General features: G+C 69.9%; 21 protein-coding genes. 12 read left to right on the top strand and 9 right to left on the bottom strand.

Going from position 1 to position 23,927, the window contains the following annotated elements:
- Window positions 1–3: 3 nt before the first annotated feature.
- The 3 genes from OH768_RS09660 to OH768_RS09650 form a co-directional block, all read right to left on the bottom strand.
- Entirely contained in the window at window positions 4–963 is a 960-nt protein-coding gene (locus OH768_RS09660; RefSeq protein WP_406452045.1) for a carbohydrate ABC transporter permease, read from the bottom strand.
- The gene (locus tag OH768_RS09655) at window positions 963–2,249 is read right to left on the bottom strand and encodes an ABC transporter substrate-binding protein (RefSeq protein WP_406452043.1); all 1,287 of its coding nucleotides are present in this window, start codon (window positions 2,247–2,249) and stop codon (window positions 963–965) included. Before OH768_RS09655 ends, OH768_RS09660 begins: the two co-directional genes overlap by 1 nt.
- Window positions 2,250–2,348: 99 nt before the next feature.
- Window positions 2,349–3,365 (bottom strand): carbohydrate kinase family protein, encoded by a 1,017-nt coding sequence (locus OH768_RS09650; RefSeq protein WP_406452041.1) that lies wholly within the window; start codon window positions 3,363–3,365, stop codon window positions 2,349–2,351.
- A 151-nt stretch (window positions 3,366–3,516) separates the two neighbouring features.
- Between OH768_RS09650 and OH768_RS09645 the strand changes: the two genes are divergently transcribed.
- The 5 genes from OH768_RS09645 (at window position 3,517) to OH768_RS09625 (ending at window position 11,176) form a co-directional block, all read left to right on the top strand.
- Window positions 3,517–4,281, top strand: coding sequence for a DeoR/GlpR family DNA-binding transcription regulator (locus tag OH768_RS09645; protein WP_406465205.1), 765 nt, complete (start codon window positions 3,517–3,519; stop codon window positions 4,279–4,281).
- Window positions 4,278–5,615 (top strand): 6-phospho-beta-glucosidase, encoded by a 1,338-nt coding sequence (locus OH768_RS09640; RefSeq protein ID WP_406452039.1) that lies wholly within the window; start codon window positions 4,278–4,280, stop codon window positions 5,613–5,615. The genes OH768_RS09645 and OH768_RS09640 overlap by 4 nt, the downstream gene beginning before the upstream one ends.
- Before the next feature lie 101 nt (window positions 5,616–5,716).
- Window positions 5,717–8,776 (top strand): alpha-mannosidase, encoded by a 3,060-nt coding sequence (locus OH768_RS09635; protein WP_406452037.1) that lies wholly within the window; start codon window positions 5,717–5,719, stop codon window positions 8,774–8,776.
- Between the two features lie 87 nt (window positions 8,777–8,863).
- The gene (locus OH768_RS09630) at window positions 8,864–10,114 is read left to right on the top strand and encodes an alpha-L-fucosidase (protein WP_406452035.1); all 1,251 of its coding nucleotides are present in this window, start codon (window positions 8,864–8,866) and stop codon (window positions 10,112–10,114) included.
- Window positions 10,115–10,291: 177 nt separating this feature from the next.
- Window positions 10,292–11,176 (top strand): sulfotransferase family protein, encoded by an 885-nt coding sequence (locus tag OH768_RS09625; protein WP_406452033.1) that lies wholly within the window; start codon window positions 10,292–10,294, stop codon window positions 11,174–11,176.
- A 3-nt stretch (window positions 11,177–11,179) separates the two neighbouring features.
- Here the strand turns inward: OH768_RS09625 and OH768_RS09620 are convergent, their stop codons facing one another.
- Both OH768_RS09620 and OH768_RS09615 read right to left on the bottom strand, forming a co-directional pair.
- Window positions 11,180–12,865 (bottom strand): carbohydrate binding domain-containing protein, encoded by a 1,686-nt coding sequence (locus tag OH768_RS09620; RefSeq protein WP_406452031.1) that lies wholly within the window; start codon window positions 12,863–12,865, stop codon window positions 11,180–11,182.
- A gap of 154 nt (window positions 12,866–13,019) precedes the next feature.
- Window positions 13,020–14,168, bottom strand: coding sequence for an ATP-grasp domain-containing protein (locus OH768_RS09615; RefSeq protein ID WP_406452029.1), 1,149 nt, complete (start codon window positions 14,166–14,168; stop codon window positions 13,020–13,022).
- Between the two features lie 319 nt (window positions 14,169–14,487).
- Between OH768_RS09615 and OH768_RS09610 the strand changes: the two genes are divergently transcribed.
- Window positions 14,488–15,396 (top strand): metallophosphoesterase family protein, encoded by a 909-nt coding sequence (locus tag OH768_RS09610; RefSeq protein ID WP_406452027.1) that lies wholly within the window; start codon window positions 14,488–14,490, stop codon window positions 15,394–15,396.
- Window positions 15,344–16,024, top strand: coding sequence for a 4'-phosphopantetheinyl transferase (locus tag OH768_RS09605; RefSeq protein ID WP_406452025.1), 681 nt, complete (start codon window positions 15,344–15,346; stop codon window positions 16,022–16,024). The genes OH768_RS09610 and OH768_RS09605 overlap by 53 nt, the downstream gene beginning before the upstream one ends.
- Before the next feature lie 9 nt (window positions 16,025–16,033).
- Here the strand turns inward: OH768_RS09605 and OH768_RS09600 are convergent, their stop codons facing one another.
- Window positions 16,034–16,261, bottom strand: a complete 228-nt coding sequence (locus OH768_RS09600; RefSeq protein ID WP_200677520.1) for a hypothetical protein — start codon at window positions 16,259–16,261, stop codon at window positions 16,034–16,036.
- Between the two features lie 218 nt (window positions 16,262–16,479).
- Here OH768_RS09600 and OH768_RS09595 point away from each other — a divergent pair, with 218 nt between their 5' ends.
- Entirely contained in the window at window positions 16,480–17,505 is a 1,026-nt protein-coding gene (locus OH768_RS09595; protein ID WP_406452022.1) for an alpha/beta fold hydrolase, read from the top strand.
- 33 nt (window positions 17,506–17,538) lie between these two features.
- Here the strand turns inward: OH768_RS09595 and OH768_RS09590 are convergent, their stop codons facing one another.
- The gene (locus OH768_RS09590; protein ID WP_406452020.1) at window positions 17,539–18,195 is read right to left on the bottom strand and encodes a helix-turn-helix domain-containing protein; all 657 of its coding nucleotides are present in this window, start codon (window positions 18,193–18,195) and stop codon (window positions 17,539–17,541) included.
- Window positions 18,196–18,418: 223 nt separating this feature from the next.
- Here OH768_RS09590 and OH768_RS09585 point away from each other — a divergent pair, with 223 nt between their 5' ends.
- The gene (locus tag OH768_RS09585; protein ID WP_406452018.1) at window positions 18,419–19,081 is read left to right on the top strand and encodes a hypothetical protein; all 663 of its coding nucleotides are present in this window, start codon (window positions 18,419–18,421) and stop codon (window positions 19,079–19,081) included.
- Window positions 19,082–19,120: 39 nt separating this feature from the next.
- Here OH768_RS09585 and OH768_RS09580 read toward each other — a convergent pair whose 3' ends face one another.
- Both OH768_RS09580 and OH768_RS09575 read right to left on the bottom strand, forming a co-directional pair.
- A complete protein-coding gene (locus OH768_RS09580) occupies window positions 19,121–19,882 on the bottom strand; it encodes a cache domain-containing protein (protein ID WP_406452016.1) in 762 nt (253 codons plus the stop codon).
- Window positions 19,883–19,921: 39 nt separating this feature from the next.
- Entirely contained in the window at window positions 19,922–20,665 is a 744-nt protein-coding gene (locus OH768_RS09575) for a FadR/GntR family transcriptional regulator (RefSeq protein ID WP_406452014.1), read from the bottom strand.
- A 113-nt stretch (window positions 20,666–20,778) separates the two neighbouring features.
- Between OH768_RS09575 and OH768_RS09570 the strand changes: the two genes are divergently transcribed.
- From OH768_RS09570 to OH768_RS09560, 3 genes are read left to right on the top strand one after another with little or no spacing between them, the layout of a single operon-like run.
- Window positions 20,779–21,816 (top strand): ABC transporter ATP-binding protein, encoded by a 1,038-nt coding sequence (locus tag OH768_RS09570; RefSeq protein WP_406452012.1) that lies wholly within the window; start codon window positions 20,779–20,781, stop codon window positions 21,814–21,816.
- A 32-nt stretch (window positions 21,817–21,848) separates the two neighbouring features.
- Window positions 21,849–23,045: an ABC transporter substrate-binding protein gene (locus OH768_RS09565; protein WP_406452010.1), complete on the top strand. Its 1,197-nt coding sequence runs from the start codon at window positions 21,849–21,851 to the stop codon at window positions 23,043–23,045.
- 3 nt (window positions 23,046–23,048) lie between these two features.
- Window positions 23,049–23,912, top strand: coding sequence for an ABC transporter permease (locus tag OH768_RS09560; RefSeq protein WP_406452008.1), 864 nt, complete (start codon window positions 23,049–23,051; stop codon window positions 23,910–23,912).
- The last annotated feature ends 15 nt before the right edge of the window (window positions 23,913–23,927 follow it).

Below are 23,927 nucleotides of genomic sequence, written 5' to 3'. Positions count from 1 at the left end.
TCCCTAGTCTTCGCCCCGGCGCTGCACCAGGCGCCAGTTGACGATGGAGAAGAGGATGACGACGAGGAAGATGCCCCAGGCGACGGCGGCGCCGTAGCCGAAGTCGTTGTTGTCGAAGGTCTGTTGGAAGAAGTACAGGACCATCGTCTGGCCGGAGTGGCCCGGACCGCCCGCGAACGTCGAGTCGTTGGAGGTGTTCTGCAGCAGGACCTGTGGTTCGGAGAAGCTCTGCAGACCGGTGACCGTCGAGATGACGAGCACGAACAGCAGCACCGGGCGCAGCATCGGCAGCGTGATCCGGAAGAAGGTCTGCACCGGTCCGGCGCCGTCCATCCGTGCCGCTTCGTACAGTTCGCTCGGGATGGTCTGCAGACCGGCGAGGAAGATGATCGCGTTGTAGCCGGTCCACTGCCAGGTCATCAGCGTCGCAATCGCGATCTTGATGCCCCACGGGGTGTTCAGCCAGGCGATCTGGTCGATGCCCACCGCCTGCAACAGGGCGTTCACCAGGCCGAAGTTGGTGGAGAACACCGAGCCGAAGACGATCGCGATCGCCACCACCGAGGTGACGTTCGGGAGGAAGTAGGCGAAGCGGTACGCGTTCTTGAAGCGAACCGCCGAGTTGAGCATCACGGCCGTGATCATCGCGAGGAAGATCATGGGGAACGTCGCCAGCGCCCAGATGATCAGGGTGTTGCCGATCGAGTTCCAGAAGTCGGTGTCGCTCAGCAGGTACTTGTACTGCGACAGACCCGCCCACTCCATGGAACCGAGGCCGTCCCAGCGGTGGAGGGAGAGGTAGAACGAGAACCCGACGGGGATCAGCCCGAAGCAGAGGAACAGCAGATAGAACGGGGAGATCGCGGCATACAGATGCCAGTACTTGCGGAAGCCGCTCTTCGGCTGCGCGGAGGCTGACGAACTGCCCACGGCGGTCGGGGGCTTGTCCAGTGCGGTGGCCATCAGTAGCTCACCCCCAGGTGGTCCGCTATGCGCCGGCACTTGCTCATGGCGTCACTCCAGGCCTTCTTGGGGTCCTTGCCGAGGACACCGACGTTCTTGATCTCGTCCTTGAGGGGCTGCCCGAGCGCGATGTCGAACGGGCTGTTGTAGGCGACCGTGATCTTCTGCGCGGCCGGCCCGAAGATGTCCATCGTGTCCTGCCCGCCGAAGAACGGGTCCGGCGCGCGCAGCGTCTTGAGGCCGTACGACGCGGGGGTGGACGGGAACAGGCCCGCGTCCACGAAGCCCTGGGCCTGGTTGGCCGCGTTCATCATCCAGGTGATGATCCGGAAGGCCTCGTCGGGCTCGCGGCACGCCTTGGTGATCGACAGGAACGAACCGCCGTTGTTGGCCGGCCGCACCGGCATGTCGGCGACCCGCCACCTGCCCTTGGTCTTCGGCACCCCGGTCTTGAGGTCACTGGTGGCCCAGGAGGCGCCCAGCTGGCTGGGCAGCTTGCCGTCCTCCACGGCCGAGAGCTGGTCCGGCGTACCGCTCACCAGATTGGAGACGATCTTGCGCTGCTTGGCCTCCACGGCGAGCGCCCAGGCCTGGCGCACATGCTCCTCGCCGCCGATGAAGTGGCGGTCCTTGTCGACGTACCGCTTGGAGCCCTGGTTCACCGCGTTCTCGAAGATGCTGTTGACGTCGGTGACCAGAGACGCCCCGGGGATCCGCTGCCGGAGCTGCTCGCCCGCCGCGAAGAACTTCTCCCAGGTGTTCAACTCCTTGGAGACGTCGGCCGGTTCGTACGGCAGTCCCGCCTTGCGGAACACGGCGTACTGGTAGAAGTGCGCCACCGGACCGCAGTCGATGGGGAAGCCGACCATCGTGCCGTCGTCGGCGATGCCCTGCTCCCACTTCCATGTCAGGTACTGGCTCTTGTACTTGTCCGCGCCGAGCGTCCTGAGGTCCACGAACTGGTCGGCGTTGGGCAGATAGGACGCCATGTCCTCGCCCTTGAGGCCGGCGATGTCGGGGACGTGGGCCCGGCCGGCCATCGTGGTGATCAGCTTCGACCGGTAGTAGCCGCCGATCTTGATCGCCTGGAGGTCGACCGTACTGTCGTAACGCGCCTTGGCGTTCTTGACGACCGTGTCGCCGAGGCCGCCGTCCCAGTACCACAGGACCATGTTCCGGCCGGTGGAACCGGTCGGAACGGCACAGCCGGACGCCAGGCCGTCGAGCGCCGTGGCGGCCGTACCGGCCAGGCCCGCACGGAGCAGGCCTCTTCGTGAGAGCCGCACAGCTCCCACCGCCTTTCGGATCTGTTCGATCTGTTCGGGTCGTGCATACGAGGGGCTGAAGTGGGGGGACTTGCAGGGGACTTGCCAGGTGGTGGGGGGTTACTGCCGTGCGGGGGGAGTGACGGGCGCGTAGGCGACGGGCGGGCCGGGGTCGGCCGGGATCCTGTCGACGAGGAAGCCGTATGCAGTCCGCAGTTCGGGATCGCGGACTGTATGCAGCCAACGGTCGACGCCGTACCAGCCCGGCGCCGCCAGTGCGCCGCTGGGGTGCTGGACGGACAGCCCGGCCGCGAGCACCGCGAACCGCAGCCGTTCCTCCAGCGGCCAGCCGCCGAGCGAGGCCGCGACGAAGCTCGCGCCGAACACGTCACCGGCGCCCGTCGCGTCCAGGACGTCCACGGCCAGGGCCGGGACCTCCGCGTACTCGCCGGTCGTCTGGTCGACGGCGATCGCCCCGTCCCCGCCCCGTGTGATCACCGCGACCGGCACCAGCTCGGTGAGCGTGCCGAGCGCCGCGACCGCGCTGTCGGTGCGGGTGTATGCCATCGCCTCGGCCTCGTTCGGGAGGAAGGCGTGGCACAGGGCGAGCTGCTCCAGGAGGTCCGTGGACCACTGCTGGGTGGGGTCCCAGCCGACGTCTGCGTAGATCTGTGTGCCGTTCGCGGAGGCCTTGGCGAGCCAGGCGCGCGGTTCGGCCTCGATGTGCACCAGCGCCGTCCGCGCCTCGGGCGGGTCGCCCATCAGCACGTCCTGCGAGTACGGCGGTTCCTGGCCGTGGGTGACCAGAGCCCGGTCGTTGCCCTGGGCGAGCGAGACAGTGACGGGGGTGTGCCAGCCGTTCGCGGTGCGGGACAGGGAGAGGTCGACGCCCTCCTGGCCGGCGAGGATCTCGTGGCAGTACGCGCCGTAGAAGTCGTCGCCGAAGACCGTGGCCAGGGACGTCTTCAGGCCGAAGCGGGAGGCGGCGACCGCGAGGTTCGCGATGCCGCCGGGGCCGCAGCCCATGCCGGTCGTCCAGATCTCCTCGCCCGGCGTCGGCGGCTGCCCCAGACCCGTGAGGACGAGGTCGTAGAAGAGCAGCCCGGTCAGCAGCACATCGGGCCGGTCGTCGTCCACGCGCACATCCTCTCGTCGGCACGTCAGCTGGAGAGCTCGTCAAAACTCTTCATTTCGGTGACGGGAATCGTGCGCTGCTCGACGAGATTGGTCAATACCCGAGCAGAACTGAGCATAGAAATGATTGAAGATGACGAGTAGTGTTCGCGGGGTGCTGGCAGAACGACGACATCAACTCATCCTGCGGGCCCTGCGCTCCGGTGGCCCCGCGGCCGTGACCGATCTCTCCGAGCAGCTGGGTGTGAGCCCCGCCACGATCAGGCGTGACCTGCTCAAACTGGAGGAGGACGGACTGCTCACCCGGGTCCACGGCGGCGCCGTGGCCGACGAGGGCGACCAGCCCTTCGCCGAGGTCGCCGAGGTGCGGGTGGCCGAGAAGGACGCGATAGCCGTGCACGCCGCCGCCATGGTGGCCGACGGGCAGTCGGTCCTCCTCGACATCGGCACCACCGCCTACCGGCTCGCCCGGCAGCTGCACGGCCGCCGGCTCACCGTGATCACCAGCAACCTGGTCGTCTACGAGGAGCTGGCCGACGACGAGGGCATCGAACTGGTGCTGCTCGGCGGCATGGTCAGGCGCGAGTACCGCTCCCTGGTGGGCTTCCTCACCGAGGACAACCTGCGCCAGCTGCACGCCGACTGGCTCTTCCTCGGCACCAGCGGCGTGCGGCCCGGCGGACAGGTGATGGACACGACGGTCGTCGAGGTGCCGGTCAAACGGGCCATGATCAAGGCCGGCGAAAAGGTCGTCCTGCTCGCCGACGCGCAGAAGTTCCCGGGTACGGGCATGGCGAAGGTGTGCGGTCCCGAGGACCTGGACGCGGTCGTGACGAACGCCCCGGTCGACCCGGCGACCCGTTCCTCCCTGGAGGAAGCGGGCGTCGAGGTCGTCGTGGCAGGAAAGGTGAAAGCGTGAAGCTGACGATTCTGGGCGGCGGCGGGTTCCGCGTGCCGCTCGTGTACGGGGCACTGCTGACGGACCGCGGCGAGGGCCGGGTCACCGAGGTGGTGCTGCACGACCTCGACGACAGTCGACTGTATGCGGTCGCCCGTGTACTGGCCGAACAGGCCGCCACCGTGCCCGACGCCCCCACCGTCACCGCCACCACCGACCTCGACGAGGCCCTGCGCGGCGCCGACTTCATCTTCTCCGCGATCCGCGTCGGCGGCCTGGAGGGCCGCGCCAACGACGAGCGGGTGGCACTCGCCGAGGGCGTCCTCGGCCAGGAGACGGTCGGCGCCGGCGGTATTGCCTATGGTCTACGAACCGTCCCGGTCGCCGTCGACATCGCCCGGCGCGTGGCCCGCCTCGCCCCCGACGCCTGGGTCATCAACTTCACCAACCCCGCGGGCCTGGTCACCGAGGCCATGTCCCGCCACCTCGGCGACCGCGTCATCGGCATCTGCGACTCCCCGGTCGGCCTCGGCCGCCGTATCGCCAAGGTGCTCGGCGCCAACCCGCGCGAGGCCTTCATCGACTACGTCGGCCTCAACCACCTCGGCTGGGTACGCGGCCTGCGCGTCGCCGGCCGCGACGAACTCCCGCGCCTGCTCGCCGACCCGGACCTGCTCGGCTCCTTCGAGGAGGGCAAGCTCTTCGGCACCGACTGGCTCCAGTCGCTGGGCGCCATCCCGAACGAGTACCTGCACTACTACTACTTCAACCGTGAGACCGTCCGCGCCTACAGCGAGGTCGAGCGGACCCGCGGCGCGTTCCTCCGCGACCAGCAGGCGCAGTTCTACGACGAGATGAAGCGCCCCGACGCGTCCGCGCTGACCGTCTGGGACCGCACCCGCGCCGAGCGCGAGGCGACCTACATGTCCGAGAACCGGGAGACCGCCGGCGCCGGCGAGCGCGACGCCGACGACCTCTCCGGCGGCTACGAGAAGGTCGCCCTCGCCCTGATGCGGGCCATCGCCCGCGACGAACGCACCACCCTGATCCTCAACGTGCGCAACCAGGGCGCGCTGTCCGTTCTCGACACGGACGCCGTCATCGAGGTGCCGTGCCTGGTCGACGCCAACGGCGCCCACCCCGTCGCGGTCGACCCGCTGCCCGACCACGCCACCGGCCTGGTCTGCGCGGTCAAGGGCGTCGAGCGCGAGGTCCTCGCGGCGGCCGAGAGCGGCTCCCGCACGACGGCGGTGAAGGCCTTCGCGCTGCACCCGCTGGTCGACTCCGTGAACGTCGCGCGCCGCCTGGTCGAGGGCTACAGCGAGGTCCACCCGGGTCTGGCGTACCTTAAGTAGGCACCGCTCGGTAAGCGCTTTCCCCGAGATCTCGGCAGCGAGTTCTCAACAGCTCCCCAAGCTCTCAGCAGCTCAGCTCCCTGGCTCCCTGGAGACCTCCCATGCACGACGAACGCAGCCGGATCGAGGAGCGCGTCCAGCGCGCCCATGACCAGCGGATCAAGCCCGCGATCTACGCGGCCACCGCGCCCTTCACGGTCGAGGCCTGGCAGGCCCCCGGCGAGCCGGTCCCCTTCGAGGAGGCCGCGGCGGCGCCGTACAAGCCGTTCGCGATGGACACCCCGTGGGGTCCGCCCTGGGGCACCACCTGGTTCCGGATGCGTGGACAGGTGCCCGCCGAGTGGGCCGGGAAGCGCGTCGAGGCCGTCATCGACCTCGGGTTCACGGGCGACTGGCCGGGCAACCAGGCCGAGGCACTGGTCCACCTCACGGACGGGACGCCGCTCAAGGCGGTCAACCCGCTCAACCAGTACGTGGCCATCGCCAACCCGGCGACCGGCGGCGAGGTGATCGACTACCTGGTCGAGGCGGCCTCCAACCCCGACATCCTCGCCAACAACTTCGCCGAGCCGACCCCGCTCGGCGATGTACTGACCGCGGGCGACCGTCCACTGTATACATTCCGCCGCGCCGACCTCGCCGTCCTCGACGAGGAGGTCTTCCACCTCGACCTCGACGTCCAGGTGCTGCGCGAACTGATGCTGGAACTGGGCGAGCACGACCCCCGCCGCCACGAGATCATGCACGCCCTCGACCGCGCCCTGGACCTCCTCGACCTGGACGACGTCTCCGGTACGGCCGCCGACGTACGGGCCGCGCTCAAGCCGGTGCTGTCCAAGCCCGCCAACGCCAGCGCGCACATCGTCTCCGGTGTCGGGCACGCGCACATCGACTCGGCCTGGCTGTGGCCGATCCGCGAGACCAAGCGCAAGACGTCCCGCACCTTCTCGAACGTGACCTCGCTCGCCGACGAGTACGAGGACTTCATCTTCGCCTGCTCGCAGGCCCAGCAGTACGAGTGGGTGCGCGACAACTACCCGCAGGTGTGGGCCCGTATCCAGGAGTCCGTCAAGCGCGGTCAGTGGGCGCCGGTCGGCGGCATGTGGGTCGAGTCCGACGGCAACCTGCCCGGTGGCGAGGCCATCGCCCGCCAACTGATCCACGGCAAGCGGTTCTTCATCGAGCACTTCGGCGTCGAGACCAAGGGCGTCTGGCTGCCCGACTCCTTCGGCTACAACGCGGCCTACCCGCAGCTCGCCAAGCTCGCCGGCAACGAGTGGTTCCTCACCCAGAAGATCTCCTGGAACCAGACCAACAAGTTCCCCCACCACACCTTCTGGTGGGAGGGCATCGACGGCACCCGCATCTTCACCCACTTCCCGCCGGTCGACACCTACAACGCCCGCTTCAGCGGCGAGGAGATGTCCCGCGCGGTCCGCAACTACCAGGAGAAGGGCAGCGCCACCCGCTCCCTGGCCCCGTTCGGCTGGGGCGACGGCGGTGGCGGCCCCACCCGCGAGATCATGGAACGGGCGCGCAGGCTCGCCGACCTGGAGGGCTCGCCGAAGGTCGTCGTCGAGCACCCCGACGAGTTCTTCGCCAAGGCCCGCGCCGAGTACCCGGACGCCCCGGTCTGGGTCGGCGAGCTCTACCTCGAACTCCACCGCGCCACCTACACCTCCCAGGCCCGCACCAAGCAGGGCAACCGGCGCAGCGAACACCGGCTGCGCGAGGCCGAGTTGTGGGCGACCACGGCCGCGCTGCACGCACCGGGCTACGCGTACCCGTACGAGAAGCTCGACCGGCTGTGGAAGACGGTCCTGCTGCACCAGTTCCACGACATCCTGCCGGGCTCCTCGATCGCCTGGGTGCACCGCGAGGCCGAGGCCGAATACGCGCGTGTGGCAACGGAGTTGGAGGAGCTGACGACGGCGGCCGTCGCCGCGCTCGGCGGCAGCGGGACCCGCGTCTTCAACACCAGCCCCTACGACCGCGCCGAGGTCATCCGTACGGCGACCGGTGTGCCGATGTACGCGACGGTCCCCGCGAACGGCAGCGCCCCGCTGGCCGCCGAGTACGTCCCGCAGGCGGTCGCCGTCACCGACCGCGTCCTCGACAACGGCATCGTCCGCGTCGAACTCGCCGACGACGGCACCCTCGCCTCCGTGCGCGATCTGCGCCACGGCGGCCGTGAAGTCCTCGCCGACCAGGGCAACCTGCTGCGCCTGCACACCGACCTCCCGAACTACTGGGACGCGTGGGACGTAGACAAGCACTACAAGAACCGCTTCACCGACCTCCTGGACGCCGACTCCATCACCGTCGTCGAACAGGACCCGCTGCTCGGCGCGATCCGCGTGGAGCGGTCCTTCGGCAAGGGCTCGAAGATCGTGCAGACGATCACCCTCCGCGCGGGCAGCGCCCGGATCGACTTCGAGACCGACATCGACTGGCACGAGGCCGAGAAGTTCCTCAAGGCCGGCTTCCCGGTGGACATCCGGGCGGCGCACTCCTCCGCCGAGATCCAGTTCGGCCACATCCAGCGGCCCACGCACACCAACACCAGCTGGGAGGCGGCCCGTTTCGAGGTCTCCGGCCACCGCTGGGTGCACCTCGCCGAGCCCGGCTACGGCGTCGCCGTCATCAACGACTCGACGTACGGCCACGACGTCTCCCGCACCGTCCGCGAGGACGGCGGTACGACGACCACGGTCCGCCTCAGCCTGGTGCGCGCCCCGCGCATCCCGGACCCGGGCGCCGACCAGGGCAGGCACCGCTTCGTCTACTCGCTGCTGCCCGGCGCGAGCATCGAGGACGCGGTCGCCGAGGGCTACGCCCTCAACCTCCCGCTGCGGGTGTCCGATTCGGGCGGAGCCGCGGAACCGGTCGTCTCCGTCGACGGCGACGGCATCACCGTCGAGGCGGTCAAGCTCGCCGACGACGAGTCCGGCGACGTCGTGGTCCGGCTCTACGAGTCGAACGGCGGTCGCGCCGAGGGCACGCTGCGCACGGGCTTCCCGCTCGCCGGCGCCCGGATCACCGACCTGCTGGAACGACCGCTGGAGGAGGAGGTCTCCTTCGGCGAGGGCTCGGTCGCCGTCGCCCTGCGGCCCTTCCAGATCCTGACGCTCCGTCTGAAGCGGGCGGACGCGGGCCAGTAGAACCCCGGAGGGCGGGCCCGGTCGTCGCACGCCGGGCCCGCCCTCCGGCATCCCCCAACTGACCTTGTACGTAACGGGAGTTCAGCCGTGCCCATGCAACCATGGTTCACCGACGCCAAGTTGGGGATCTTCGTCCACTGGGGGATCTACGCCGTCGACGGCGTCCAGGAGTCCTGGTCGTTCTACGACGACATCGTGCCGCACGACCAGTACATGTCCCAGCTCGGCCGGTTCACCGGAGCGAAGTACGACCCGCGCGCCTGGGCCGACCTGTTCGCCCGCGCCGGCGCCAAGTACGCCGTCCTCACCAGCCGCCACCACGACGGAGTGGCCCTGTGGGACACCGAGTTCGGCGATCTCAACCTCGGCGAGGACTACCTCACCGGCTACGCCGACGCACTCCGCGAGCAGGGCCTGAAGGTCGGCCTCTACTACTCGCACTCCGACTGGAACCACCCCGACTACGCCACCACCCGCAAGCCGGGCCGCCCGCCGGAGCAGGAGGACAACCGGTATTCCGAGTGCTCGGCCGAGGACGAGGACCTGGCGGCCTGGGAGCGGTTCATCGCCTATCGGGACGGCCAGATACGGGAGTTGGCCTCCCGCTACCGGCCCGACCTGATGTGGTTCGACGGCGAGTGGGACCGCAGCGAGGAGCAGTGGCGCATCAAGGAACTCGCGGCGCTCATCCGCTCGTACTCACCGCACGTCGTCTTCAACGCCCGCATGCTCAGCGAGGGCGACTACGCGACACCGGAACAGGGCGCCCCCATCGAACCCCCGGACGGGCCCTGGGAGTTGTGCCTCACCATCAACGACTCGTGGGGCTACCGGCACCACGACGACAACCACAAGTCCCTGAGCCAGCTGGTCCGTTACTTCACGGAGACGATCGGCGGGGGCGGCAACCTCCTCCTCGACGTCGGCCCGATGGAGGACGGCACCGTCCCGCAGCCGCAGGTCGAGCGCCTCGAAGGCCTGGGGGAGTGGATCCGCAAGCACTCCGACGCCGTGTACGGCACGGTCCGCGGCCTCCCGGCCGGGCACCACTACGGGCCGAGCACCCTCTCCGCCGACGGCCGCACCCTCTATCTCACCCTGTTCGACGTCCCGCGCGCCGAGATCGGCGTCCGAGGGCTGGTCACCCCAGTGCGCAGGGTCACCGTGCTCGGCACCGGCACCGAACTCGCCCACCGGGTGATCGGGGGGCTGCACGAGGCCGTCGGCGTGCTGTGGATCGACCCGCCCGCCGAGGCCGACCTCGACCCGCACGCCACCGTGCTGGCCGTGGAACTCGACGGGGAACTGGAGCTGTACCGCGGCTCGGGCCGGTTCTGAGACGCCTGCGCGTCTCGGTGCGTGGACCAGTTCCCATCAAGAATTAAGGAAACGGTAAGCGGGCAGGTCAGCGGCGCTTTTCTGCCGATTGCGGCCCGCGCCGTTCCACTCCGTGACACCTGGAGTTCGCCTGCCCCCTCTGGGATTCGGAGGGAACGGCGAGAGAAAGGTGTCAGCATGCGAGACCCGCGGATGTCCGCGATCGGCAAGGGGCTGCGGCGGCGGGGGAGGCTGATGGCCCAGGCGGTCAGCCCGCCGCGCCGCCACCTCGACGCGATGCCCGCGCCCCGGCCGGCCGCCGACGGCTACACCGCGCCGCGCGCCCCGCGCCTGGTGGACTCGCCGGTGTTCGTGCTGTCCTCCGTGCGCTCCGGGTCCACGCTGCTGCGGGTACTGATGAACAGTCACAGCCGGATCCGCGCCCCGCACGAGATGCATCTGCGCACCCTGCACGTCCATCTCTCCCGTGAGTTCACCGACGACGCCATGCGGGCGCTCGCGCTCGACAAGGAGGAGCTGGAACACGTCCTGTGGGACCGGGTGCTCCACCTCGAACTGCAGCGCAGCGGCAAGGACGTCATCGTCGACAAGACCCCGCCCAACACCCTCATCTGGCCCCGCCTGCACCGATGTTGGCCGCACGCCCGCTACATCCTGCTGCTGCGCCACCCCGGCGCCGTCGTCGCCTCGCTCACCGCCCGCCGCGACGACCCCGACCACGAGGCGATCCGAGCCGAAGTCCTGGGCTACGCCGAGAAGTTGGAGGAGGCCCGGCAGAATCTCGACGCCCATGTGATGACGTACGAGGAACTCACCGCCGAACCGGAGAAGTCGACCCGCGGCCTGTGCGAGTACCTCGGTGTCCCCTGGGAGAGCGGCATGCTCGACTACGGCAGCAAGGACCACGGCGTCCACCGGCCGCAGCTCGGCGACTGGAGCAGCACCCTCAAGTCGGGGCGGGTCCAGCCCGCCCGCACCGCCGATCCGGCCACCGAACTGCCGCCCAGGCTCACGGAGTTGGCGCGGGCGTGGGGGTACCCCGACGGGGCACCCCCACGCTGACGCTCAGCCGGTGAAACCGGCCGTGATGGACGTGAACTGCCAGGTGTTCTGGCTGATGCCGGAGCAGTTGCTCACCACTCCGCCACCGGCACACCCGCGGTCACGGTTGACCGACCAGAACGCGAGCCGTGCGATGTGGTGCGAGTTCGACCAGTCACGGATCTGCGTCCAGATGGCGGGAGTCGTGGTCTCCGACTGGTCCGACAGACCGTTCATGCCCGAGATGCCGATGTGCGAGTAGGCCGTCGCGTCGTCCCACCCGAACGTGGACTTCAGCTTGGTCTTCAGGCCCTCGGCCGCGGCGACCGTGTTGCCGTACATGTCGGCGCCGCCGCCGAAGTCGAACGGCATGATGGTGAAGACGTCGATGTTGGCGTTGAGCGACTGCGCCTGCTCGATCAGCCGGTTGCCGTAGTACGTCGGGCCGGTGGTCGAGGTGCCGAAGGTGACGATCGTCCTCAGACCGGGGTTGTTGGCCTTGACGGTCTTCAGCGCGGTCAGGATCTTCGCCTGGACGGCCTCGTTCTCGAACTCGTCCGTGTTCTCGATGTCCATGTCGATCGCCTTGAGGCCGTAGGCGTCGATCACCTTCTGCAGCGCGCCGGCGAGCGCGCTCGCCGAGGAGCAGTTGGCGCCGAGCTTGCTGCCCTGCCAGCCGCCGAACGACGGCACGATGTCGCCGCCCGCCGCGCGGATCTGGTTGATGGCGGTCTGGTCGACGCCACCGGTCAGGGCCCGGCTGCCGTCCCAGGCGGGGGTGCAGCCGCCGGAGTCCAGCACGAACGCCATCGTGAACCACTTGATGCCGGTCGCGCTCATCACCGTGCTCGGGCTCGGCGGATCGCCCCAGCCCTCGTACAGGTAGGGCGCGGCCTGCGTGAACCCGGTGCCGCCGCCGGTGCCGGCACTCGTGGTGACGCTCACCGCGTTGGAGGCCGCCGAGGAGTTCCCGGCCGCGTCCCGCGCCTTCACGGTGAACGTGTAGGCGGTGCTGGACGAGAGCCCGCTGACCGTGGCGCTCGTACCGGAGACGCTGAGGACCTGGTTCGCACCGCTGTAGATGTCGTACGCCGTGACACCCACGTTGTCCGTCGAGGCGCCCCACGACAGGGACACGCTGGAGGACGTCTTGCCCGTGGAGGTCAGTCCGGTCGGCGCGGTCGGCGCCTGGGTGTCGCCACCGCCGCCACCGCCGGGACCGTCGAGGCTGATGTCGTCCGCGTAGTAGGTGCCCTGCGCGTACCAGCCGTGGACGTAGATGGTGGCACTGGTCTGCGAGGCGCCGGTGGTGAACGACGTCGTCAACTGGGCGTACGCCGACGGGGACGAAGTCCACGTCGAGGAACCGCCGTTGACACCGAGGTAGACATAACTGCCGCGCACCCAGCCGCTGAGCGAGTACGCCGTGTTCGGTTGCACGGCGACCGTCTGGGAGCACTGGGCGGTGTCGCTCGAACTCACCGCGCCCGCAAGGGCCTTGGAGCCGCCGTGCACCGGGGAGGAGACCACCGAGCCGAGGTTTCCGGTGCAGGACCAGGGGGACAGGGAACCCGATTCGAAGCCGGGGTTGGTCAGGACGTTGGCCGCCTGCGCGGTACCGGGCAGGGCGATGGCCCCGGCCATGGCCAGGGCGGCGGTACCGAGCAGGGCCAGGAGCCGACGTCTGGAACGTCTGAGTGTGTCGCGCACGCGATCTCCCTGAAGGAATGGGGGTGTTCGGGAGTGCAGGAAGGTGCGCAACCAATTTGGTCTGGACCAATCATGGTGTCAAGGTGCTGCGCCATGATTGGTCCAGACCGGTATGAAGTTGTGGCGCGGAGGGGGAAGGAGAGACCTTGGCGGCCTAGGCGCGGGCCGCCGCCCGGCTGTCCAGCTCCGGTGCGCGGGTGGTCTCCGGCTCCGCCTCGGTCTGCGCGGGCACCGTCGGGAGTAGGGGCTCCGACTCCTCCGCGCGCTGGTGCGGGAGCATCACGGGACGCAGCTGACGGGGGCCCGAGACCACCGCGTAGTCCGCGCCCAGGAACGGCGGCTCCATCGTGCCCGGGTCCTCGCCGAGCGCCAACTGCACTGCTGCCCAAGGGGCGTTGACCCCGCACAGCGACAGCTGGTGCAGGCCGCCCGCGGGACGGGTGTTGACGTCCATCAGCACGGGCCTGTCGCCGAACATCCGGAACTGGATGTTGGACAGGTAGTGCAGCCCGAAGCCCTCCGCGATCCGGCGGGCCGGCTCCAGCCACTGCTCGTGCAGGGTGAAACCGCGCCGGCGGCCGTTCTTCGTGCGGCCCACGGCGAGCCGGACCAGGTTGTCGGGACCGGTCAGGCAGTCCACCGACACCTCCGGCTCCTCCAGGCGCGGCATGACCAGCCAGTCGACCTGCTCGTCGGCCTGCTCCAGCGCCTCGACGACCGTGTCGAGCGGGACGTAGGGGCTCGGGAATCCGTTGAGGTGCATGAGCGAGAAGGGGGCGCGCGTGACCACGCGGAAGCCCACCCCGCCCGCGCCGGACGCCGGCTTGAAGCACGCCTTGTGCCCGGCCGCCTCCAACTCCTCGACGGCCGCGACGAGTTCGGGCGCCGTCCGCACCCGCCACCACGGCGGCACAGGCACGCCGATCGCCTGGACGGCCTCGTACGCGATCACCTTGTCGTGGAAGACGGCGACGGCCTCGGGGGTCGGCGCCAGCAGTGCCGTGCCCACCGCCTCGAAGTCCGCGCGGTGCGCCACGATCTCCGACTGGTGCAGCCGGGGCACGAACACGTCGATGCCGCGGCGGGCGCACTGGTCGAGGGCGTACTCGACGTAACCGGCCGGGGACAGGCCCTCGGGCTCCAGGTCGGCGGTGTCGGCGGCGGCCAGTACGGGGGAGTCCGCGTCGCCGTGCGTGGCATGGATCTCGACGGCCCGATCGCTGGGATTTCTCCGCAGCTGATCCATGAAGAACACGTTCTCCGCGTACGTGCGGTTGAGCCAGACGCGTACGCGAGAGACCATGCAGGGCCGTCCTTTCGGGTTCGCGGGCACGGCGGAGCGAGGCCGTGCCCGGCCAGGGTGGTTGGAGGGACACCAAACCGCCCTCGGCGAAGAGGCGTTCATGGCGGTGGTGTTGGGGCGATCATACGGCTTTCAAGGGGTGCCGCGTGCAACGCCCGTGTTACGGATTTCCCGATCCTGCCCACCCGGCCCATGAACTCCCGGCACCGGACCGCCCCGAGCACCGTCCGGACCGCCGCCCCGGCGGCCCCGCCGTCTTGTCGCGGTACGGCGGGATGTGATCTCGTGGCCTCATTCGTGCGCGCGGAGGGGGCGAGGGGTGGAGCCGACGGCCGGCGGTGCCGGACAGCTGCTGGCCATCAGCGACCTGCACATCGGGTACGCCGAGAACCGCGCCCTGGTCGAGAACATGCGCCCCGGCACGGACGAGGACTGGCTGATCGTGGCCGGTGACATCGCCGAGACCGTGACCGACATCCGCTGGGTCCTCGAACTCCTCGCCGGCCGCTTCCGCAAGGTCCTGTGGTCCCCCGGGAACCACGAACTGTGGACCCACCCCAGGGACCCCGTCACGCTGCGCGGCGTCGCCCGCTACGACCACCTCGTCGCCCTGTGCCGGGAGCTCGGCGTCCTCACCCCCGAGGACCCCTACCCCGTCTGGGACGGCCCCGGCGGCCCGGTCGCCGTGGCCCCGCTCTTCCTCCTCTACGACTACTCGTTCCTCCCGCCCGGCTGCGCCACCAAGGACGAGGGACTGACGTACGCGCACGGCACCGGCATCGTCTGCAACGACGAGTTCCTGCTGCACCCCGACCCCTACCCCAGCCGCGAGGCCTGGTGCCGGGCCCGGGTCGCCGAGACCGAACGCAGGCTCACCGGGATCCCCGACAGCCTGCCCACGGTCCTGATCAACCACTACCCGCTGGACCGGCACCCCACCGAAGTCCTGTGGTACCCCGAGTTCGCCATGTGGTGCGGCACCACCCTGACCGCCGACTGGCACCGCAGATTCCGCGTGGACACCATGGTCTACGGCCATCTCCACATCCCGCGGACCACCCACCACGAGGGCGTCCGCTTCGAAGAGGTGTCCGTGGGATACCCCCGCGAGTGGCAGAAGCGCCCGGAACCCCCGGGACGACTGCGCCGCATCCTGCCGATGGAGGTCGGAGCCGGTGATCGAGGAGCTGCTCCCGGAGCCCGTGGTGACCGTGGAGACACACGGTGACGAGGGGTTCCAGGACGCCCCGCTGTACCCCGAGGAAGAGGCCCGGGTGGCCCGCGCGGTCCCCAAACGGCGGCGCGAGTTCACCGCCGTACGGGCCTGCGCCCGGCGCGCCATGGAGAAGCTCGGCGTACCCCCGCAGCCGATCCTGCCCGGTGCCCACGGCGCGCCGACCTGGCCCGCCGGACTCATCGGCAGCATGACCCACTGCGACGGCTACTGCGCCGCCGCGCTGGCCCGCGCCACCGACCTCGCCTCGCTCGGCATCGACGCCGAACCCCATGCACCGCTCCCCGACGGCGTCCTCCGCTCCGTCTCCCTGCCCGCCGAACAGGAACGGCTGACACGGCTCGCGGCCCAACTGCCCGCCGTGCACTGGGACCGGCTCCTGTTCAGCGCCAAGGAGTCCGTCTACAAGGCCTGGTTCCCCCTCACCGGGAAGTGGCTGGACTTCTCGGAGGCCGACATCGAACTCTTCGCCGACCCCGGCGACGAAGCACGCGGCGGCCTGCGCGCCCGCCTCCTCGTCCCCGGCCCGGTGGTCGACGGCGAGCGCCTCGACACCTTCGAGGGCCGCTGGACCGTACGACGGGGACTGGTCGCCACGGCGGTCACGGTCCCGCATCCGTGACCCACCTCGTCATCCCTCCGGGCACCAGCTCTCCAGCAGTCCGAAGAACGCCTCCTCGTTGCCCGCGAGTCCGGCGTCCGTCAGGGCCTGGTCCGCCTCGGCCAGCACCGAGGGCGGGACCAGGACCGGGCGGGGGTCGCCCGGGGGGCCGTCGAAGGCGGCTCTGACCGTGTGCAGCAGCCGGAGATAGGCCTGGACGGCGGCGCGCTCGCGGTCGGTCATCACTGCGGTCTGCATAGGACGGCTCTCCCCTGATCGGCGTCGTGCGCCCCCGCACGGCGGTGGCACGACTCCAGCTTGCCGCCTGCCACTGACAATCCCGTTTCCCCGGGCCCCGGTTCGCCCGCTTAGCGGAGGCGAAACGTCCCCGAAATCCCCGATGGGACAGCGGCCCTACGCTGAGAGGAAGGGTTTTCGGCCGTCCGCGGGCGGCCAGGTGAACGGGAGGCGAGTGGGTGGAGGACGTCCCGGCACGGCGCCCGGCGCGCGCCGCACGGCTGCGCCCGGTGGGCGACGCGGAACTCACGCTCCAGTACCGCGTCGTGCACGGATACCGCCGTGCCTTCCGCATGGCCGGCCAGGGCCCGGCGCTCGTCCTCATCCACGGCATCGGCGACTCCTCGGCCACCTGGGCCGAGCTGATCCCGCAGCTCGCCCGCACCCACACGGTGATCGCCCCCGACCTCCTCGGCCACGGCGCCTCCGACAAACCACGGGCCGACTACTCGGTCGCCGCCTACGCGAACGGCGTGCGCGATCTGCTCACCACCCTCGGCATCGAGTCCGCGACCCTGCTCGGGCACTCGCTGGGCGGGGGAGTGGCGATGCAGTTCGCCTACCAGTTCCCCGAACGCACCGAACGGCTCGTCCTCGTCAGCGCCGGCGGCGTGGGCCGCGAGGTCAACCCCGTGCTGCGGCTCGTCACCCTTCCGGGCTCCCATCTCGCCCTGTCCGCGCTCCGGTTGCCCGGCATGCGCCTCCAGGTCGGCCTCGCCGTGGGCCTGATGAGGCTCCTCGACACCGACCTCGGTCAGGACGCCCCCGAACTCCTCACCCTCGTCGACGCGTTGCCCGACGAGACCGCCCGCAACGCCTTCATCCGCACCCTGCGCGCGGTCGTCGACTGGCGCGGTCAGGTCGTGACCATGCTCGACCGCTGCTATCTGACCGAGGGCATGCCGACGATGCTGCTGTGGGGCGACCGGGACAGCGTGGTGCCGGTACGGCACGCCCACGGCGCCCACGAGGCCATGCCGGGCAGCCGGCTGGAGATCTTCGAGGGGGCGGGACACTTCCCGTTCCACACCGACCCGGCCCGATTCCTCGCCCTGGTCACGGAGTTCACCGGCACCACCACCCCGGCCCACTGGAGCCGCGAGCACTGGCGCGACCTCCTGTGCGAGGGCGGGCCCGGCACCACGGCGCAGAGCGGAGCCCTGGAACGGGACTTGAGGGAGGCGAGCGAACGCAGCGCCACCTGACACCCCGTCAATTCTCGGCCGTGCGGCCCCGGATCACGCCTCGGGACGCTTCACGCTCTCCAGGAGCATGTCCAGCCACTCGGCGACCTTGTCGCGGTGCTGGTCGGTCGGCAACTGCGCGGCGCGCCAGGCGATTCCGCGCACCCCGTGGTCCTGCAGCAGCCGCTCCAGCGGGTCTCCGGCGGCCTCGGCCGCCGCCCGCTCGCGGTCGGCGAGCTTCTGCAACAGCTCCTGCTCGGTGCGCTGGAGGGCACCCGCGAGGGCCTCGGGGTCCTCGGCCGTGAGGAATCCGGCGTGCACCCGGAAGAAGCGCTGGAGCGCGTCGCAGTGCTCCATCGTGGGACGCCGGTCGCCGTTGATGAGCGCGCCCGCCTGCTGGCGCGACATGCCCGCGCCGTCGGCGATCTCCTGCTGGGTGTACTTGCGCCCGTTGGGCTTGAGTCTGGTGCGCCGCAACAGGTCGAGGCGCTGCAGGAACCGGGCCTGCACATCGGGCTCGCCCGCGGGACGACCGCTCAGCAGGGCCCTGACCACGGAGTCCGGAACACCGGAGGCCACGGAGATCCGGCCCACATGGAAGACCTCGGCCTGCGGAACGTCGAGCCGCTCGGCGAGCGCGGTGACGCGGTCGACGACGGCGGGCAGCACGGCGCCCGCCGTCGCGCCCGGTACCTCGAAGCCATCCGACACCGACAGATCTCCTACGTCTCTCACAGGCTTCTCACAAACGGTGGCCGTGAACATCCCGGAGGGTAGCGGTTCGTTCGAACTCGCATCCAGGTCTCGCCACAACTGTGGCCAATTTCAGCCGTCAACAAGCATGAAATGCCACGATAGTTGACACGGCTCGCGTCGGAGCAGCAGGATCAGGGCGCCGCGAGAAGGCCGCATAGGCAAGAGGGGTGACCTCCCGATGGCGTACCAGGCAGGTGGGCAGCGGTCCGCACCGCGGCCCGCCCCCGAGAGTCCCGAGGCCCAGGCGTATCTGCTGGACTACGCCACGCTGCTGGAGGCCGTCCCCTTCCCGTCCGTCGTCATGGACCACCGCTGGGACGTGGTGTTGACCAACGGTGCGTTCAAGTCACTTTTCCGGGCGGTCGGTCCGCATCCGACGGCCATGCCGGGCGACAACTTCCTCAGGTTCGTGCTCTTCCACCCCGACGCGAGCACGGTTCTCGGTGAGCACGAGTCGAGTTGGTGCCTGCCGATGCTGGCCCACTTCGCCTCCGTCGTGGAGAGCCACGGCCACGACCACGGCCTGCAGGCGATCCGTCGCGACATCGCCCAGGACCCGATCATGGAGGCCGCCTACCGGCAGGGCCTGCCGCACTGGATCCGCGCGGTGGGCGAGGAGGCCGTGGAGCACGACGGCGCGGTCCGCCCCGTACTGCACCCCGACCCGCGCTGGGGCGTCACGGACTGCCGGGTCGTCGGCGAGACCCCCAAGACCCTTGAGAACATGGGCTATACGCGTCTGACGCTGGTCCTGCGCGAGGCCCGCCGTACCCCGCCGCCCAGGACGCGCAGGCCGGGACGCGGTGCGGGACACCTGAGGGTGGTCCCGGCGGCCGAGTGAGCACCGCCCCAACTCGCCACATCTCCATGCGAGTTGGGGTCAGCGCTCGGCGACGACCAGCACCAGCGGCACCCCGTCGCACGGCACCAGCCGCAGTCCTCGCGCATACCCCGCCCGGCCCGCCGCGAGCGCCTCCGCGAAGTCCGGGCCCTTGCTGAGCGAACCGACCAGGTGACGCGGGTCGGTGGACGCGGCGACCCGGCCGCGCGCGTTCACCAGCCGTGCCGGACCGGGCAGTTGACGGAGCATCGGCATCACGGCCGCCTCGAAGTGCCGTAGATACACGTCCGCCGCGGCCACCCCCGCGAACCGTCCCTCCACGTGCACCGGCGCGGACAGGGTGAGGCTGTACTCGTCCGAGCAGAGGTAGTCGACGTACGGTCCGGCGACCGCCCGCTCCCCGGTGTCACGGGGCAGCGCGAACCAGTCCCAGTGCGTGTAGTCGGCGTACGCCGACTGCTCGGGATCGAGGTCGAGCAGCAGCGGTCGGATGCCCCCGTCGGAGGTGGTCTGCCACCACTCCAGCCAGGCCGGTACGTCGCTCAGCAGTCCCGGCGCGGCGACGAAGCCGACGCCGGACACCAACTCGTGCCGGGCCAGCCGGAGATGGAGGCCCGGGCGCAGTGCGGCGAGGTCGACGGTCGCGGGGCGGCGGCCCTGTGCGGCCACCTTGGCGAGCAGCGCCGTCGTGTCGGCGCGGGAGGCTGCCACGGCGTCGAACACGGACTCCAGGGCCGAGCGCACCCCGGCCGCGACGGACTGCTCGGGTGCCGTGGCCGGCGGTGCCGTCGCGAGGCTCATGCGTGCCCTCCAGCAGACGGGGAGCGGACGCGGTGCCGGCTACAGGGCCAACCGCTCGGCGATCAGCCGCGCCGTGGATTCCTGCACGCACCGCTCGGCCAGCTCCCTGGCCGAATCGTGGGCCCCATCTTGCACGGCCGAGATTACGGAGCGGTGACGGTCTGCGGCTTCTTCACGATATTCGTCGCTGCCGAGCACCAGACACAGCAGCGCCCCGACCTCGGTCTGCAGCGCGACCTGTTCCCGGGTGAGCCGCGCCGACTGCGCGGCGGCGGCCAGCTCGACATGGAACCGCCCGTATACCCGGCCGCGCGCCGCCGCGTCCTCGGCATGCGTCAACTCCTCGGCCGTACGCCGAAGTTGTACGAGATCCTCGGGCTCGGTGCGCTCCGCGGCGAGCCGGGCCGCGGTGCCGGACAGGGCGGCCCAGTGATCGCCGAGGTCGCGCAGCTCCTCGGTGCTCCAGCCGCGCAGCCGGACCTTCAGCCGCTCCTCGCCGGGGACCTCGGGCAGGGACACGAAGCTGCCGCCGCCGCGCCCGCGCCGGGTGGTGACCAGACCCTGCTGGCGCAGCGCCATCAGCGCCTCCCGCAGGGTCACCGTGGACACACCGAGCTGCCCGGCGAGCTCGCTCTCGCCCGGCAGTTGCTCACCGTCGGCGAGCAGTCCGAGCTCGATGGCGTCCCCGAGCCGGCTGACGACGGCGTCCACCCGCGCCCGGTTGCCGACCGGGGCGAAGACGGCTTTTCGGGCGCCGCCGTTGAGGTGCTGCTGCTGGTTCACGGCCACCACCTTGCACGTTGACTCAAGCTTTACCCTAAGAGGGCCTTGAGCTTTGAACTATGACTTCATATGTTTCCATGCAACGTCACAGAGCACCAGAAAGGTTCCCGCCCATGGAGGGGATTGCGATCCGGCTGCGGGATCTGCGGAAGTCGTTCGGCGAGACGACCGCCGTGGCCGGCGTCGACCTGGAGATCAGGGACGGCGAGTTCTTCTCGATGCTCGGCCCGTCCGGCTCGGGCAAGACCACCGTGCTCCGCATGATCGCCGGCTTCGAGAGCCCCACCGGCGGCACCATCGAACTCGCCGGCCAGGACGTCACCGGCCTCGCCCCCTTCGAACGCGACGTCCACACCGTCTTCCAGGACTACGCCCTCTTCCCGCACATGACCGTCGAGCAGAACGTCGCCTACGGCCTCAAGGTCCGCAAGGTCCCCAAGTCCGAACGGCTCGTACGCGCCCGACAGGCCCTCGCGGAAGTACGCCTCGAGGGCTACGGCGCCCGCCGTCCCGCCCAGCTCTCCGGCGGCCAGCGGCAACGCGTCGCCCTTGCCCGCGCCCTGGTCGGCCGCCCCCGCCTGCTGCTGCTCGACGAACCGCTCGGCGCCCTCGACCTGAAACTGCGCGAGCAGATGCAGGTCGAACTCAAGGCGCTCCAGCGGGAGGTGGGCATCACCTTCGTCTTCGTCACCCACGACCAGGAGGAGGCCCTGACGATGAGCGACCGCATCGCCGTCTTCGACCAGGGCCGCATCCAGCAGGTCGGCACCCCCGCCGAGGTCTACGAACGCCCCGCGACCCCGTTCGTCGCGTCCTTCGTCGGTACCTCCAATCTGCTGGCGGGCGAGGCGGCCGAGCGGATCGTCGGCACCACCGGCACCTACAGCGTCCGGCCCGAGAAGATCCGTGTCCTCAAGGACGCCGCCGAGACCGGCGAACCGGATCACGAGAGTGCCGCCGGCACCGTCGCCGAGGTCGTCTACCTCGGGGACTCGACCCGCTTCCTCGTCGACCTCGACGCCGGCGGCCGGCTGACCGCGCTCCAGCAGAACCTGGAGACCTCCGCCGAGGACGTGGCCGCCTACCGCGGCAGCCGGGTGCGATTGCAATGGCACCGGCGTCACACGGTGCACGTTCCCGATCCCCGCTGACCCCGCTCGCTCCTTCACCCATGGAGAACGCCGTGCGTCTCACCCGAACCCTCCAGGTGGCGGCCTGTGCCGCCGTCCTGCTCGCCGCGACCGCCTGCGGCTCCTCCGACTCGTCGGGCAGCTCGTCCGGCGGCCTCAACCCCCCTGACCTCAAAGCCCAGTCGAAGCTCGGCAAGAGCGAGGGCGAGGTCAACCTGATCGCCTGGGCCGGCTATGTCGAGGACGGCTCCAACGACCCCAAGGTGAACTGGGTCAGCGACTTCGAGAAGCAGACGGGCTGCCAGGTCAACTCCAAGGTCGCGGCCAGCTCCGACGAGATGGTCAAGCTGATGAAGACCGGCGAGTACGACGCCGTCTCCGCCTCCGGCGACGCCTCCCTGCGCCTCATAGCCTCCGGCGACGCCGCCCCCGTCAACACGAACCTCGTCCCCAACTACAAAGACATTTTCCCCGACTTGAAGCTCCAGGCCTGGAACTCGGTCAAGGGCAAGGCCTACGGCATCCCGCACGGCCGCGGCGCCAACCTCCTCATGTACAACACGCAGAAGGTGACGCCCGCCCCGACCTCCTGGGCCGCGGTCTTCGACGACGCCTCCAAGTACAAGGGCCATGTCACGGCGTACGACTCGCCGATCTACATCGCCGACGCGGCCCTCTATCTCAAGGCCACCAAGCCCGAGTTGAAGATCAAGGACCCCTACGCGCTCGACCAGACACAGTTCGACGCCGCCGTCGCCCTGCTGAAGAAGCAGAACGCGGACATCGGCGAGTACTGGAGCGACTACCTCAAGGAGATCTCCGCCTTCAAGAGCGGTGACTCCGTCGTCGGCACCACCTGGCAGGTCATCGCCAACCTCACCGTCGACGAGGGCGCCAAGATCAAGGCCTTCGTACCCAAGGAGGGTTCGACCGGCTGGTCCGACACCTGGATGATCTCCGCCAAGGCCAAGCACCCCAACTGCGCCTACAAGTGGCTCGATTGGATCGTCTCCCCGAAGGTCAACGCCCAGGTCGCCGAGTACTTCGGCGAGGCTCCCGCCAACGCCAAGGCCTGCGAGGAGACCAGCGACAAGAACTTCTGCACCACCTACCACGCCGCCGACACCGCGTACTGGAAGAACATCGCCTTCTGGAACACGCCCATCGAGCAGTGCCTCGACGGCCGAACGGACGTCAAGTGCGTGCCGTACGCCAAGTGGGTACAGGCCTGGACCGAGATCAAGGGCTGACCCATGTCCCTGCTCAACCGGACCGCGGGGGCGCTGTACCGGCGCCCCCGGCTGCGGCTCTCCCTGCTCCTCACCGCACCGCTGCTGTGGCTCGCGGTGCTCTATCTCGGCTCGCTGAGCGTGCTGTTCGTCTCCGCGTTCTGGACGACGGACTCCTTCACCTCCGAGGTGGTGAAGGTCTGGTCGACCGACAACTTCCACGAGATGTTCACGGTGCCCGTGTACCGGCAGGTCATCCTCCGCAGCATCGGCGTCGCACTCGCCGTCACCGTCCTGTGCGCCGTCATCGCGTTCCCACTCGCCTTCTACACGGCCCGCGTTGCCAAGCCGAAGTGGCGCCCACTGCTCGTGGTCGCCATCCTCACCCCGCTGTGGGCCAGTTACCTGGTCAAGGTGTACGCGTGGCGGCTCATCCTCTCCCAGGGCGGCCTGGCCGACTGGATGTTGAAACCGTTCGGCCTGAGCGGACCCGGCTTCGGACTGCCGGCGGCCGTCCTCACGCTCACGTACCTCTGGCTGCCGTACATGGTCCTGCCGATCCACACCGCGCTGGAGCAACTGCCCGCCAACCTCCTCGACGCGTCGGCGGACCTGGGCGCGCGGGCCGGGCGGACCTTCCGGTCCGTCGTGCTGCCGATGGTGCTGCCGTCCCTCGCCGCCGGGTCGATCTTCACCTTCTCGCTCAGCCTCGGCGACTACATCACCGTGCAGATCGTCGGCGGCAAGACCCAGCTCATCGGCAACCTCGTCTACTCCAACATCGAACTCAACCTGCCCATGGCCGCCGCACTCGGCACCGTCCCCGTCGTCGTGATCGTCGTGTACCTGCTCGCGATGCGCCGCACGGGCGCGTTGAGCAGCCTGTAAAACACCATCGACCGC

Source organism: Streptomyces sp. NBC_01622 (assembly GCF_045209635.1).
Lineage (GTDB): Bacteria > Actinomycetota > Actinomycetes > Streptomycetales > Streptomycetaceae > Streptomyces.
The sequence above is the reverse complement of the archived record's forward strand: the minus strand, read 5'-3'. Positions and strand labels throughout refer to the sequence as shown.

Excerpts from the sequence above, each read along its gene's own strand:
- OH768_RS09660 (WP_406452045.1), bottom strand. The coding sequence starts at position 963 with ATGGCCACCGCACTGGACAAGCCCCCGACCGCCGTGGGCAGTTCGTCA.
- OH768_RS09635 (WP_406452037.1), top strand. The coding sequence starts at position 5,717 with ATGCACGACGAACGCAGCCGGATCGAGGAGCGCGTCCAGCGCGCCCAT.
- OH768_RS09625 (WP_406452033.1), top strand. The coding sequence starts at position 10,292 with ATGCGAGACCCGCGGATGTCCGCGATCGGCAAGGGGCTGCGGCGGCGG.
- OH768_RS09615 (WP_406452029.1), bottom strand. The coding sequence starts at position 14,168 with ATGGTCTCTCGCGTACGCGTCTGGCTCAACCGCACGTACGCGGAGAAC.
- OH768_RS09600 (WP_200677520.1), bottom strand. The coding sequence starts at position 16,261 with ATGCAGACCGCAGTGATGACCGACCGCGAGCGCGCCGCCGTCCAGGCC.
- OH768_RS09585 (WP_406452018.1), top strand. The coding sequence starts at position 18,419 with ATGGCGTACCAGGCAGGTGGGCAGCGGTCCGCACCGCGGCCCGCCCCC.
- OH768_RS09580 (WP_406452016.1), bottom strand. The coding sequence starts at position 19,882 with ATGAGCCTCGCGACGGCACCGCCGGCCACGGCACCCGAGCAGTCCGTC.
- OH768_RS09570 (WP_406452012.1), top strand. The coding sequence starts at position 20,779 with ATGGAGGGGATTGCGATCCGGCTGCGGGATCTGCGGAAGTCGTTCGGC.
- OH768_RS09560 (WP_406452008.1), top strand. The coding sequence starts at position 23,049 with ATGTCCCTGCTCAACCGGACCGCGGGGGCGCTGTACCGGCGCCCCCGG.